Annotated in this window: 13 protein-coding genes, 1 tRNA gene and 2 rRNA genes; 13 read left to right on the forward strand and 3 right to left on the reverse strand. The window is 53.1% G+C overall.

Annotation, left to right across the window (positions count from 1 at the left end; genetic code table 11):
* The first annotated feature begins 63 nt into the window (after positions 1–63).
* From aroQ to K5Y33_RS19615, 13 genes are all read left to right on the forward strand, one after another.
* A complete protein-coding gene (gene aroQ / locus K5Y33_RS19555) occupies positions 64–516 on the forward strand; it encodes a type II 3-dehydroquinate dehydratase (RefSeq protein ID WP_101762835.1) in 453 nt (150 codons plus the stop codon).
* Between the two features lie 21 nt (positions 517–537).
* Positions 538–1,008, forward strand: a complete 471-nt coding sequence (gene accB / locus K5Y33_RS19560; RefSeq protein WP_101762834.1) for an acetyl-CoA carboxylase biotin carboxyl carrier protein — start codon at positions 538–540, stop codon at positions 1,006–1,008.
* Positions 1,009–1,019: 11 nt separating this feature from the next.
* Positions 1,020–2,369 (forward strand): acetyl-CoA carboxylase biotin carboxylase subunit, encoded by a 1,350-nt coding sequence (gene accC, locus K5Y33_RS19565; protein ID WP_008101999.1) that lies wholly within the window; start codon positions 1,020–1,022, stop codon positions 2,367–2,369.
* A 72-nt stretch (positions 2,370–2,441) separates the two neighbouring features.
* Complete coding sequence (locus K5Y33_RS19570; RefSeq protein ID WP_192236098.1) at positions 2,442–2,684, forward strand: YhdT family protein; 243 nt, start codon at positions 2,442–2,444, stop codon at positions 2,682–2,684.
* The gene (gene panF / locus K5Y33_RS19575) at positions 2,674–4,119 is read left to right on the forward strand and encodes a sodium/pantothenate symporter (RefSeq protein ID WP_192236096.1); all 1,446 of its coding nucleotides are present in this window, start codon (positions 2,674–2,676) and stop codon (positions 4,117–4,119) included. Before K5Y33_RS19570 ends, panF begins: the two co-directional genes overlap by 11 nt.
* An 11-nt stretch (positions 4,120–4,130) precedes the next feature.
* Positions 4,131–5,012 carry a 50S ribosomal protein L11 methyltransferase gene (prmA, locus tag K5Y33_RS19580; RefSeq protein WP_110867451.1) on the forward strand — a complete coding sequence of 294 codons (882 nt, stop codon included), beginning with the start codon at positions 4,131–4,133 and terminating at the stop codon, positions 5,010–5,012.
* A gap of 242 nt (positions 5,013–5,254) precedes the next feature.
* A complete protein-coding gene (locus tag K5Y33_RS19585; RefSeq protein ID WP_101762830.1) occupies positions 5,255–5,944 on the forward strand; it encodes a carbonic anhydrase in 690 nt (229 codons plus the stop codon).
* Between the two features lie 364 nt (positions 5,945–6,308).
* Positions 6,309–7,274 carry a tRNA dihydrouridine synthase DusB gene (gene dusB, locus K5Y33_RS19590; protein WP_101762829.1) on the forward strand — a complete coding sequence of 322 codons (966 nt, stop codon included), beginning with the start codon at positions 6,309–6,311 and terminating at the stop codon, positions 7,272–7,274.
* A 24-nt stretch (positions 7,275–7,298) separates the two neighbouring features.
* Complete coding sequence (fis, locus tag K5Y33_RS19595) at positions 7,299–7,595, forward strand: DNA-binding transcriptional regulator Fis (RefSeq protein WP_007891954.1); 297 nt, start codon at positions 7,299–7,301, stop codon at positions 7,593–7,595.
* Positions 7,596–8,137: 542 nt separating this feature from the next.
* Positions 8,138–9,163, forward strand: a complete 1,026-nt coding sequence (locus tag K5Y33_RS19600) for an amino acid ABC transporter substrate-binding protein (RefSeq protein WP_008105971.1) — start codon at positions 8,138–8,140, stop codon at positions 9,161–9,163.
* A gap of 66 nt (positions 9,164–9,229) precedes the next feature.
* Positions 9,230–10,408, forward strand: a complete 1,179-nt coding sequence (locus tag K5Y33_RS19605; RefSeq protein WP_176970594.1) for an amino acid ABC transporter permease — start codon at positions 9,230–9,232, stop codon at positions 10,406–10,408.
* 15 nt (positions 10,409–10,423) lie between these two features.
* Complete coding sequence (locus tag K5Y33_RS19610) at positions 10,424–11,524, forward strand: amino acid ABC transporter permease (protein ID WP_222234935.1); 1,101 nt, start codon at positions 10,424–10,426, stop codon at positions 11,522–11,524.
* A gap of 8 nt (positions 11,525–11,532) precedes the next feature.
* Positions 11,533–12,294, forward strand: coding sequence for an amino acid ABC transporter ATP-binding protein (locus tag K5Y33_RS19615; protein ID WP_061720213.1), 762 nt, complete (start codon positions 11,533–11,535; stop codon positions 12,292–12,294).
* 156 nt (positions 12,295–12,450) lie between these two features.
* Here the strand turns inward: K5Y33_RS19615 and rrf (K5Y33_RS19620) are convergent.
* The 3 genes from rrf (K5Y33_RS19620) to rrf (K5Y33_RS19630) form a co-directional block, all read right to left on the reverse strand.
* Positions 12,451–12,566: ribosomal RNA gene (gene rrf, locus K5Y33_RS19620) — 5S ribosomal RNA — on the reverse strand.
* 36 nt (positions 12,567–12,602) lie between these two features.
* Positions 12,603–12,678, reverse strand: a tRNA-Thr gene (locus K5Y33_RS19625).
* Positions 12,679–12,693: 15 nt separating this feature from the next.
* Positions 12,694–12,809, reverse strand: a 5S ribosomal RNA gene (gene rrf, locus K5Y33_RS19630).
* Positions 12,810–12,815 lie beyond the last annotated feature (6 nt).

Below are 12,815 nucleotides of genomic sequence, written 5' to 3' on the forward strand. Positions count from 1 at the left end.
ACAAACGCAAGATGTCGCGGTATTTTACGCGATGCCTTACTGATTGCAGGAGATAGCAGCAAGATGGCGCACAAATTTCACATACTGCTTTTGAACGGTCCCAACCTGAATCTACTGGGAACGCGCGAGCCTGATAAGTATGGTCACACTACGCTGGCGCAAATCGTCGGCGATCTGACGCAACAGGCCGATCAGCACCATGTGAAATTGAGTCATTTGCAATCGAACGCAGAGTTTCAGTTGATTGACCGTATTCACGAAGCCCGCGGCAACGTGGACTACATCATCATCAATCCTGCTGCGTTCACGCATACCAGCGTTGCACTGCGTGATGCCCTGTTGGCGGTTAGCATTCCTTTTATTGAGGTGCATCTCTCGAACGTGCATGCACGCGAACCGTTCCGACATCACTCCTATCTTTCCGATGTATCTGCCGGCGTCATCTGTGGACTTGGCGCTGATGGATACGCGTGGGCTTTACAAACGGCAGTAAAACGCCTGTCACATTCCAATTAAACAGAGTACGGAACCACACTCATGGATATTCGTAAAATTAAGAAACTGATCGAACTGGTTGAAGAGTCTGGCATCTCCGAGCTGGAAATCTCCGAGGGCGAAGAGTCCGTTCGTATCAGCCGTTCACCTGCAAATGCCGGCTACCCAATGATGCAGCAGGCTTATGCTGCGCCAATGATGCAGCAGCAGCCTGCGCTGTCTACCGCGGTGGCGCCTGCCGCACCGGTTGCAGCAGAAGCCGCTAAACCAGAAATCAGTGGCCACATCGTGCGTTCACCAATGGTCGGCACTTTCTATCGCACGCCAAGCCCAGACGCGAAAGCTTTCGTTGAAGTTGGCCAGAAAGTGAATGCCGGCGACACCCTGTGCATCGTTGAAGCGATGAAAATGATGAACCAGATCGAAGCCGACAAATCCGGCGTTGTGAAGGCGATTCTGGTCGAAAGCGGCCAACCGGTTGAATTTGACGAGCCGCTGGTCATCATCGAATAACGAGGCGAAGCATGCTGGATAAAATTGTCATTGCTAACCGTGGTGAGATCGCGCTGCGCATTCTGCGTGCCTGCAAAGAGCTGGGCATTAAGACTGTTGCCGTGCACTCCACCGCGGACCGTGACCTGAAGCACGTGCTGCTGGCAGACGAAACCGTCTGCATCGGCCCGCCACCTTCAGTCAAAAGCTACCTGAACATCCCGGCACTGATCTCCGCCGCTGAAATTACCGGCGCGGTCGCGATCCACCCGGGTTACGGCTTCCTCTCTGAGAACGCCGATTTCGCCGAGCAGGTTGAGCGTTCAGGCTTTATCTTCATTGGCCCGAAAGCCGACACCATTCGCCTGATGGGCGACAAAGTGTCTGCCATCACCGCCATGAAGAAAGCGGGCGTGCCCACCGTGCCAGGTTCTGATGGCTCGCTGACCGACGACATGGAAAAAAACCGTGCCTTCGCTAAGCGCATCGGTTATCCGGTGATCATCAAAGCCTCCGGCGGCGGCGGCGGTCGCGGTATGCGCGTAGTGCGCAGCGACAAGGATCTTGAGCAATCCATTAACATGACGAAAGCGGAAGCCAAAGCGGCTTTCAACAACGACATGGTTTACATGGAGAAGTACCTCGAGAATCCACGCCACATCGAAATTCAGGTGCTGGCCGACGGCCAGGGTAACGCGATCTATCTGGCGGAACGTGACTGCTCAATGCAGCGTCGTCACCAGAAAGTCGTCGAAGAAGCGCCAGCGCCAGGCATCACGCCGGAACTGCGTCGCTACATCGGTGAGCGCTGCTCTAAAGCCTGTATCGATATCGGCTATCGCGGTGCAGGTACCTTCGAGTTCCTGTACGAAAACGGTGAGTTCTACTTCATCGAGATGAACACCCGTATTCAGGTGGAGCATCCGGTGACTGAGATGATCACCGGCGTCGATCTGATCAAAGAGCAGCTGCGTATTGCTGCTGGTCAGCCGCTGTCGATCAAACAGGAAGACGTGGTGATTCGCGGTCATGCGGTTGAATGCCGTATCAACGCCGAAGATCCCAACACCTTCCTGCCAAGCCCAGGCAAGATCACCCGTTTCCACGCGCCGGGCGGCTTTGGTGTACGTTGGGAATCGCATATCTATGCCGGTTACAGTGTGCCACCGTACTACGATTCCATGATTGGTAAGCTGATTACCTACGGTGAAAACCGTGACGTGGCAATCTCGCGCATGAAGAATGCGCTGGCGGAACTGATCATCGACGGCATCAAGACCAACATTGAGCTGCAGATGAAAATCATGTCCGACGAAAACTTCCAGCAGGGTGGCACCAATATCCACTATCTGGAGAAAAAACTCGGCCTGCAAGAGAAGTAATTGCAGCGCAGAGCAAAGCAGAGGCCGGTTAACTCCGGCCTTTTTCATTTTTGTCGCCTTTGAGGTTACATAATGGATTGGCGTTTTTTACAAGCGAACAAAGAGGCGCGCTGGTCACTTTATCTGACGCTGGCCTACCTTACCGTTTGGGGACTTTCTGCCTGGCTGGGCGGCAATGAGATCGGCTTGTTTGGCTTACCAAGGTGGTTCGAGCTTTCGTGTCTGTTCGCCCCGCTGCTGTTTATTGTGTTGTGCTGGCTGATGGTGCGCGTGCTGTTCCGCGACATGTCGCTGGAGGATAACGATGGACTCTGAAATCATTCTTCCGCTGTTGGCCTATCTGGTGCTGATCGCCGCGCTGTCGGTGTTTGCCATGCGCAAGCAGCGTCAGGGCAACTTCCTGAGCGAATACTTCCTCGGCAGCCGTTCGATGGGCGGCTTTGTGCTGGCCATGACCATCACCACCACATATATCAGCGCCAGCTCGTTCATTGGCGGCCCCGGCGCAGCCTATAAATATGGCCTTGGCTGGGTGCTGCTGGCGATGATTCAGGTGCCTGCCGTCTGGCTTTCGCTTGGCGTGTTAGGCAAGAAATTCGCCATTCTGGCGCGTCGCTACAACGCCGTGACGCTCAACGACATGTTGTATGGCCGCTACGGCAGCACGCTGCTTATTTGGCTCTCCAGCATCAGTTTGTTGGTGGCGTTTATCGGCGCAATGACCGTGCAGTTCATTGGCGGTGCGCGCCTGCTGGAAACAGCGGCCGGCATTCCTTATGACACCGGCCTGCTGATCTTCGGCGGCACCATCGCGCTCTACACCGCTTTCGGTGGCTTCCGCGCCAGCGTGCTGAACGATGCGATGCAAGGTTTGGTAATGCTGATCGGCACCTTCCTGCTGCTGTTTGCAGTGATTCACCACGCTGGCGGATTAGCCTCCGCAGTGACCAAACTGCATGATATCGATCCGCAGCTGACCTCACCGGAAGGCGTGGGCAATGTCATCAACCCAACCTTCCTCAGCTCGTTTGCCGTGCTGGTGTGTTTCGGGGTGATTGGCCTGCCCCACACCGCGGTGCGCTGTATTTCGTATAAAGATAGCAAAGCCATGCATCGTGGCATTGTACTCGGCACCATTGTAGTGGTGATCCTAATGCTTGGTATGCATCTGGCCGGCGCGCTGGGGCGCGTAATTTTGCCCGATCTCACCATTCCCGATCGAGTGATTCCTACGCTGATGATTACCGTATTACCGCCCATGGCGGCGGGCGTATTTCTTGCGGCGCCGATGGCGGCCATTATGTCGACCATCAACGCGCAGCTGCTGCAATCCTCCGCTACGCTGATCAAAGATCTCTATTTGCGCATTGCCCCGCAGCACAGTGAAAATGAAGCGCGCCTGCGCATGCTGTCAGGCACCATCACTTTTGTGCTCGGTGTGCTGCTATTGCTGGCAGCGTGGAATCCGCCCGATATGATTATCTGGCTGAATCTGCTGGCATTTGGTGGCCTTGAAGCGGTATTTCTATGGCCGCTGGTGCTGGGTTTGTACTGGGAGCGCGCCAACTCCACCGGTGCGATCAGCGGCATGCTGGTCGGCGCGGGATGCTATACGCTGCTTGCCAGCCTGAATATTGAGTGGTGGGGCTTCCACCCGATCGTTCCGTCATTGACCTTAAGCCTGCTGGCCTTCCTGGTGGGCAATCTGTTTGGCCGCACGCCTGCAAAGCATGCCGCGGCACTGGAATAAAGAGAAACGCTATGCCTTGGATTCAAATCAAAATTAACAGCACCGGCGAAAACGCCGAAACCCTGAGCGATGCGCTGATGGAGGTTGGCGCGGTGTCGGTCACTTTTCAGGACACGCACGACAATCCAGTGTACGAGCCGCTGCCGGGCGAAACGCTGCTGTGGGGCGATACCGATGTCATCGGCCTGTTCGACGCTGAAACCGAGATGAGCGATGTGGTGGCCGAGTTAAGCCAGCATCCGCTGCTGGGATCCGCGTTTCGCCATAAGATCGAGCAGATCGAAGATAAAGACTGGGAGCGCGAATGGATGGATAACTTCCACCCGATGCGTTTCGGTGAGCGTCTGTGGATCTGCCCAAGCTGGCGCGATGTGCCGGATCCAAATGCCGTCAATGTGATGCTGGATCCGGGCCTCGCCTTTGGTACCGGCACGCATCCTACCACATCGATGTGTTTGACCTGGCTTGATGGCCTGGATCTGCAGGGCAAAACGGTGATCGACTTTGGCTGTGGTTCCGGCATTCTCGCTATCGCTGCACTAAAATTGGGCGCGGCGCAGGCGATCGGCATTGATATCGATCCGCAGGCGATTCAGGCCAGCCGTGATAACGCCGAGCGTAATGGCGTCTCTGAGCGTCTGGCGCTCTATCTGCCCCACCAGCAGCCGGAAAACTTGCAGGCTGACGTGGTGGTCGCCAACATCCTCGCCGGTCCGCTGCGTGAGCTGGCACCGCTGATTAGCGTGCTGCCGAAAGCCGGCGGTCATCTTGGATTGTCCGGCGTGTTAGCGAGCCAGGCTGAAAGCGTGTGTGAAGCCTACGCTGAGCGTTTTGAGCTCGACGCGGTTGCAGAGAAAGAAGAGTGGTGCCGCATCACCGGCGTACGCCGCTAACCTGCCCGCTTGCCAGTCGGGCTAACTGACTGGCAAGCCGTACTATTTTTCTGAGACCCGTCTCAAAGCGCCACCCCCTTCTCATCCGTTGCCGTTTCTTTACATTTCAGTCATTACAATCCTGCTCCAGGCGATAGCGCTATCCCTGCTGGCAATGCCTTTGATGGCATTTCACTTCGATAAATCGCTGAAAGTAATGGATGATGAAAAAGAAACTTTGTTTATTCGCTCTGCTGACAAGCATGGCATCGTATGCGCACGCTCACAGCTCAAACTGGTCTTATGAAGCGCCGGATGAATGGGGCAATCTGCACGCCGATTATCACACCTGTAAAAGCGGTGTGAACCAGTCGCCTGTCGATATCCGCAAGGTGGTGAATGGACAATTGCCGCCGCTAACGTTGAGCTATCAAGCCAAACAAAAATCCATCATCAATAACGGTCACACCATCCAGATCAACGTCAAAGATGGCGATGCGCTCGCGCTGGATGGCGAAGCTTATACGCTGCGTCAGTTCCACTTCCATACGCCGAGCGAAAATCTGATTGATGGCAAACGCTTTCCGCTGGCCGCGCATTTCGTCCATGCCAGCGAAGAGGGACATCTGGCGGTGGTTGGCGTGATGTTTGAAGCCGGGGCGGAAAACCCTGCGCTGGCGGAGATCCTGCGTGAACTGCCACCTGAAGTTAACAAAGAGGCGGCGCTGCAACAGCCACTTAATCTCAGCGCTTTGATTCCGGGTCAAAAGAACTACTATCGCTTTAGCGGTTCGTTGACGACGCCACCTTGTACCGAAGGTGTGCGCTGGTTAGTGATGAAGCAAACTGTTTCGGCATCAACTGAACAGCTTAAAACGTTCGCCAAACTGTTAGGTGAGCACGGCAACAGTCGCCCAGTTCAGCCGCTGAATGGTCGCGTGGTTATTGAATAGTAGCCTGATGTCTGAGGTTATATCTGTCACTCCTCCACGACGTAGGTTTCTGGGGAGTGACGCTAACCCTACGTGACTAAGTAGTTCAATTAATAATCATAATGGCGTCATTTCTTTCGCTAATTACTGGAAGAAGCGGTTTTTATGTTGTGATTTCGGTCATGTTTTGAGAAAAATTTTTGTACACAATTTCAGCATATTTTTTTAATCTCATGAATTATAAAGATTAATAACTCATCCCTTACTGGATAACGCTATTTCCGTGCTCTCTGAGAGCGAATTGTTCAAAGTTTGGCCTTTCATCTTCTTTAAAAAATGCGTAATATACGCCGCCTTGCGAACAGTTAGGGTCACTTCTTTTTTCATGCGCATTGGACAACATCAGCTACGTAATCGACTCATTGCTGCGCCTATGGCCGGAGTATCCGATAAGCCATTTCGCACCCTGTGTTACGAGAACGGCGCCGGTATGACTGTCTCCGAGATGCTGTCGTCGAACCCGGAAGTTTGGGCCAGTGACAAATCCCGTTTGCGTATGGTGCATAGTGACGAGCCTGGTATCCGCGCCGTGCAAATTGCCGGTTGCGATCCTGATGAGATGGCTGCTGCCGCGCGCATTAATGTGGCGTCTGGCGCGCAGATTATCGATATCAACATGGGCTGCCCGGCCAAAAAAGTGAATCGTAAGATGGCAGGTTCAGCGCTGCTGCAACATCCGCAACTGGTGGAGTCGATTCTCACCGCAGTGGTTAATGCAGTAGATGTACCGGTTACGCTGAAAATTCGTACCGGCTGGGACAAAGAAAATCGTAATTGTGTAGAGATTGCCCAATTGGCTGAACGCTGTGGCATTCAGGCTCTCACCATTCATGGCCGCACGCGCGCCTGTTTGTTTGAGGGATTTGCTGAATACGACAGCATTCGGACAGTTAAGCAGAGCGTTTCCATTCCGATTATTGCGAATGGCGACATTACTGACCCGCATAAAGCCAGAGCGGTGCTCGACTATACCGGAGCCGATGCTCTTATGGTTGGCCGTGCCGCTCAGGGAAGACCGTGGATCTTCCGGGAAATCCAGCATTATCTGGACACAGGGGAGCTGCTGGCACCGAAGCCGCTGGCTGAAGTGAAGCAAATGCTGATTGGACATATACGGGAGCTGCACGACTTTTACGGTCAGCGCAAAGGATACCGTATTGCCCGAAAACACGTTTCCTGGTATTTGCAGGAAAGTGCTCCTGATGACCAGTTTCGGCGCACATTCAACGCCATAGAGGATGCCAGCGAACAGCTGGAGGCGTTGGAGGCATACTTCGAAAATCTTGCGTAAACGAAATAAAGAGCTGAAAGAACTATGTTCGAACAACGCGTAAATTCTGACGTACTCACCGTTTCTACCGTTAACTCTCAGGATCAGGTGACCCAAAAGCCACTGCGTGATTCGGTTAAACAGTCACTGAAGAACTATTTTGCTCAACTGAACGGTCAGGATGTGAGTGATCTGTATGAGCTGGTATTGGCAGAAGTCGAGCAGCCTCTGTTGGACATGGTGATGCAGTACACCCGTGGCAACCAGACCCGTGCAGCTCTGATGATGGGTATCAACCGCGGTACCCTGCGTAAGAAGCTGAAAAAATACGGCATGAACTAATCTGTTCGTTGCTGCGATAACGCCAGCCTTGCGGCTGGCGTTGTTGTTTCTGCTGCCGGTAATTTCCTGAGGTTAAGAACGCATGAAACAATTGGCGCGATAATGGTAACGATAGTTGCAATTGCAGCAGTGATATCCCATCCTTCTTAGCAACGCATTTCCCCTCACTTTATTACGCGCTCACTTATCCTTTCATCACCCTTGAGCCCGCTTTCTCTGTGATCCTCAACCGCTTCGGCCGTAAGCGTGCAGACTCATACATCCACTCCTGAGCGTTAGCTCACACTGCTTCCATATAGTGAAACTTTTTGCACTATTTGTGATCGTGTCGTCTCGTCATGCTGCCTTTTGGTGCGCCATATTAGCCAGAATCTTCTGAGTGCTTCAGTTTATTAAAAGATCTTTCCAGAGAATTCAGGATTCTGCAAACCTGGCATCAGGTTTGCAGAGTTGTGGATGGCTAACCACCACAGACAGAAAAAAGCGCACATTAAAGTGCGCGCAAACATAACAACACACGATATCGCCACACAGGATGCTTTATGAAAAAGATGATGCTTTCCACTCTGGTCGCTGCAGCCTCGCTGTTAGCCGTTGCTCAACAAGCGCACGCTGGCACCACGCTGGATGCCATTAAGAAGAAAGGTTTTGTACAGTGCGGCATCAGTGACGGCCTGCCAGGCTTCTCTTATGCTGACTCTAACGGCAAATTCACCGGTATTGACGTGGATGTATGCCGTGCAGCCGCTGCCGCAGTATTTGGCGACGCAACTAAAGTGAAATACACCCCGCTGACCGCGAAAGAACGCTTCACCGCGCTGCAGTCTGGCGAAGTAGACATCTTATCTCGTAACACCACATGGACCTCATCACGCGATGGCGGCATGGGCTTCCTGTTTGCAGGCGTGAACTATTACGACGGTATCGGCTTCCTGACGCACCAGAAAGCCGGTCTGAAAAGTGCTAAAGAGTTGGATGGCGCCACCGTGTGTATTCAGGCCGGTACTGATACCGAGCTGAACGTGGCTGATTACTTCAAAACCCATAAAATGCAGTACACCCCCGTGACCTTCGACCGCTCTGACGAATCCGCTAAAGCGCTCGACAGCGGCCGTTGCGACACCCTCGCGTCTGACCAATCTCAGCTGTATGCGCTGCGTATCAAACTTGGCAAGCCAGACGAGTTCATTGTACTGCCAGAAGTGATCTCGAAAGAGCCGCTGGGGCCCGTGGTACGTCGCGGTGATGACGATTGGTTCACCATCGTCAAATGGTCGCTGTATGCCATGCTGAACGCGGAAGAGATGGGTATCAGCTCTAAAAATGTCGATGACATGGTAGCGAAACCGACTACGCCGGATATGGCACATCTGCTGGGCGCGGAAGGTGACTTCGGTAAAGACCTGAAGCTCGATAACAAGTGGGCTTACAACATCATCAAACAAGTGGGTAACTATCAGGAAGTGTTCGACCGTAACGTCGGTAAAGACAGCGCACTGAAAATTAAGCGCGGCCAGAATGCGCTGTGGAATGCGGGCGGCATCCAGTACGCTCCGCCAGTTCGTTAATTCCATTCTGCCAGTCGGGCACCGCATCCTGCGGTGCCCACGCGTAATCTTCACTGAGGTTTTAACATGTCGCAACGCCCAACCGTAAAAAGGGATTTTTCGTTCGGTAATCCTACGGTTCGCGCCTGGCTTTACCAGATCGTCGCGATTGTTGCCGTGCTTGCTGTGGTGGGATATTTAATCCACAACACCGTAATCAACCTGGCCAATCGTGGCATCACTTCCGGATTCGGGTTTCTGGATCGCAGTGCCGGCTTCGGCATCGTCCAGCACCTGATCGATTACACCGAAGGCGACACCTACGCGCGCGTGTTTATGGTGGGGTTGACCAACACCCTGCTGGTTTCCGCGCTCTGTATTGTTTTCGCTTCGATCCTTGGCTTTGCCGTGGGCCTGGCTCGCTTGTCTGAGAACTGGCTGCTGCGCAAGCTTTCAACCATTTATATCGAGACCTTCCGTAATATCCCGCCGCTGCTGCAGATCTTTTTCTGGTACTTCGCGGTACTGCGTAACCTGCCCGGCCCACGTCAGGCACTCAACGCTTTTGATTTGGCATTCGTCAGCAATCGCGGTTTGTATATCCCGTGGCCCGAGTACGCGCCTGGCACCTGGCCATTCCTGATCGCGCTGGCGTTAGCGGTGCTGGGTTGCGTGGCGCTGTTCCGTTACAACCGCAAGCATCAGTTAAAAACCGGCCAACTGCGTCGCACCTGGCCGGCTGCGGTTGGGCTGCTGGTTTTGCTGCCGCTGATTGCTCATACCTTGTTTGGCGTTGCCATGCATTGGGATGTGCCGGAACTGCGTGGATTTAACTTCCGTGGCGGTTTCGTGATGATCCCTGAGCTCGCCGCGTTGACTCTCGCGCTGTCGGTTTATACCTCATCGTTCATCGCCGAAGTGATTCGTTCCGGTATTCAGTCGGTGCCACACGGTCAAAGCGAAGCCGCACGTTCGCTCGGTTTACCTAATCCAGTGACCATGCGACAGGTGATCATTCCGCAGGCAATGCGTGTGATTATCCCGCCACTCACCAGCCAGTACCTCAACATCGTGAAAAACTCATCGCTGGCGGCCGCTATCGGCTATCCAGATATGGTTTCGCTGTTTGCCGGTACCGTGCTGAACCAAACCGGTCAGGCGATAGAAACCATCGCGATTACCATGGCAGTTTACCTGATTATCAGCCTGATCATTTCACTGCTGATGAACCTCTACAATCGCAAAATTGCGCTGGTTGAGCGTTAAGAGAACGGGATCATTATGTCTGTTACTACACATGAAACACCGCCGATTCCGACCAATCCACTTAGCAAGGCTTGGCTCTGGGCACGCAAAAATCTGTTCTCCAGCTGGCTGAATACATTGCTGACGTTGTTCAGCATCTGGCTTATCTGGAACGTGATTCCTCCGGCACTGAACTGGCTGGTATTTCAGGCTAACTGGATTGGTGAGACGCGCGCAGACTGTACCAAAGAAGGCGCATGTTGGGTGTTTATCCATGCACGCTTTGGCCAGTTTATGTATGGGCTCTATCCGCATGAACTGCGCTGGCGCATCAACATGTCGCTGGTCATCGGCTTGCTCTCGATTATTCCGATGTTCATCAAATCAATGCCACGTCGCGGTCGCTACATCGCTTGTTGGGCGGTGGCCTATCCGATTGTGGTTTGGTTCCTGATGTACGGTGGCTATTTCGGTTTAGAGCGCGTAGAGACTCGCCAGTGGGGCGGCCTGACATTAACGCTGATTATCGCTTCAGTGGGGATTGCCGGCGCGCTGCCGTTGGGGATTTTATTGGCGCTGGGACGCCGCTCTGAAATGCCGGTGGTGCGTACACTTTCGATCATCTTCATTGAGTTCTGGCGTGGTGTACCGCTGATCACCGTACTGTTTATGTCGTCGGTGATGCTGCCGCTGTTTATGGCGGAAGGTACCACCATCGACAAACTGGTACGTGCGTTGGTTGGCGTGATTTTGTTCCAGTCTGCGTATGTCGCGGAAGTGGTGCGCGGCGGTTTGCAGGCGCTACCGAAAGGCCAATATGAAGCCGCTGAATCCCTGTCGCTGGGCTACTGGAAAACCCAGATGCTGGTGATTTTACCGCAGGCGCTCAAGATGACCATTCCCGGCCTGGTGAATACCATCATTGCGCTGTTTAAAGATACCAGCCTGGTGATCATCATCGGCTTATTCGATCTCTTCAGTAGCGTGCAGCAAGCCACCGTTGACCCAACCTGGTTGGGTATGTCGACTGAAGGCTATGTATTTGCTGCCATGGTTTACTGGATTTTCTGTTTTAGCATGTCGCGCTATAGCCAGTATCTGGAGAAGCGTTTTCACACCGGGCGTGCATCGCACTGAGGTTTAACATGACACAAACTATGACTAATGCGGCTGATGCCATGATGATTACACTCGAAAACGTTAACAAATGGTACGGTCAGTTCCATGTATTGAAAGACATCAATTTAAAAGTAAAACCACGCGAACGTATCGTACTGTGCGGACCGTCCGGTTCGGGTAAATCGACCACTATTCGTTGTATCAATCACCTCGAAGAACATCAGCAAGGACGCATCGTGGTGGATGGCATCCATCTCAATCACGATGTGCGTAATATTGAACGAGTTCGAACCGAAGTCGGCATGGTTTTCCAGCACTTTAATCTTTTCCCGCATCTTACCGTTTTGCAAAACTGTACGCTGGCACCGATTTGGGTACGCAAAATGCCGAAGAAAGAAGCAGAAGAGCTGGCCATGCATTACCTTCAGCGTGTACGCATTGCTGAGCATGCGCACAAATTTCCTGGCCAGCTTTCAGGTGGTCAGCAACAGCGTGTGGCGATCGCCCGTTCACTCTGTATGAAGCCGAAAATTATGCTGTTTGATGAGCCAACCTCCGCGCTCGATCCCGAGATGGTTAAAGAAGTACTCGATACGATGATTGGCCTGGCAGAAGATGGCATGACCATGTTGTGCGTTACCCATGAGATGGGATTTGCGCGTACGGTGGCGGATCGTGTGATCTTCATGGATCGGGGTGAAATTGTCGAAGAAGCCCCGCCTCAGGAGTTCTTTGCCAATCCGAAATCAGAACGTACACGTGCGTTTCTGTCACAGGTTATTCATTGATATCCAGTGAGTTAGATTAAGAAACGCCTCTGCTGAAAAGCAGGGGCTTTTTTTATAACTGCAATTTGAATTGGGTTAGGTTTGTGAGTGGCAGCGGAAGGTTTTTGATGCATACAAAAAAGCCCTGAACTTTCGTTCAGGGCTTCTGTGTTTGATGCCTGGCAGTTCCCTACTCTCGCATGGGGAGACCCCACACTACCATCGGCGCTACGGCGTTTCACTTCTGAGTTCGGCATGGGGTCAGGTGGGACCACCGCGCTAAAGCCGCCAGGCAAATTCTGTAATTTACCGAACTCACGCTTTAAAACTGGTGCTGATACCCAGAGTCGAACTGGGGACCTCACCCTTACCAAGGGTGCGCTCTACCAACTGAGCCATATCAGCACACTTTAATTTGATGCCTGGCAGTTCCCTACTCTCGCATGGGGAGGCCCCACACTACCATCGGCGCTACGGCGTTTCACTTCTGAGTTCGGCATGGGGTCAGGTGGGACCACCGCGCTAAAGCCGCCAGGCAAATT

The sequence above is a fragment of the Pantoea sp. DY-17 genome (assembly GCF_019795975.1).
GTDB lineage: Bacteria > Pseudomonadota > Gammaproteobacteria > Enterobacterales > Enterobacteriaceae > Pantoea > Pantoea leporis.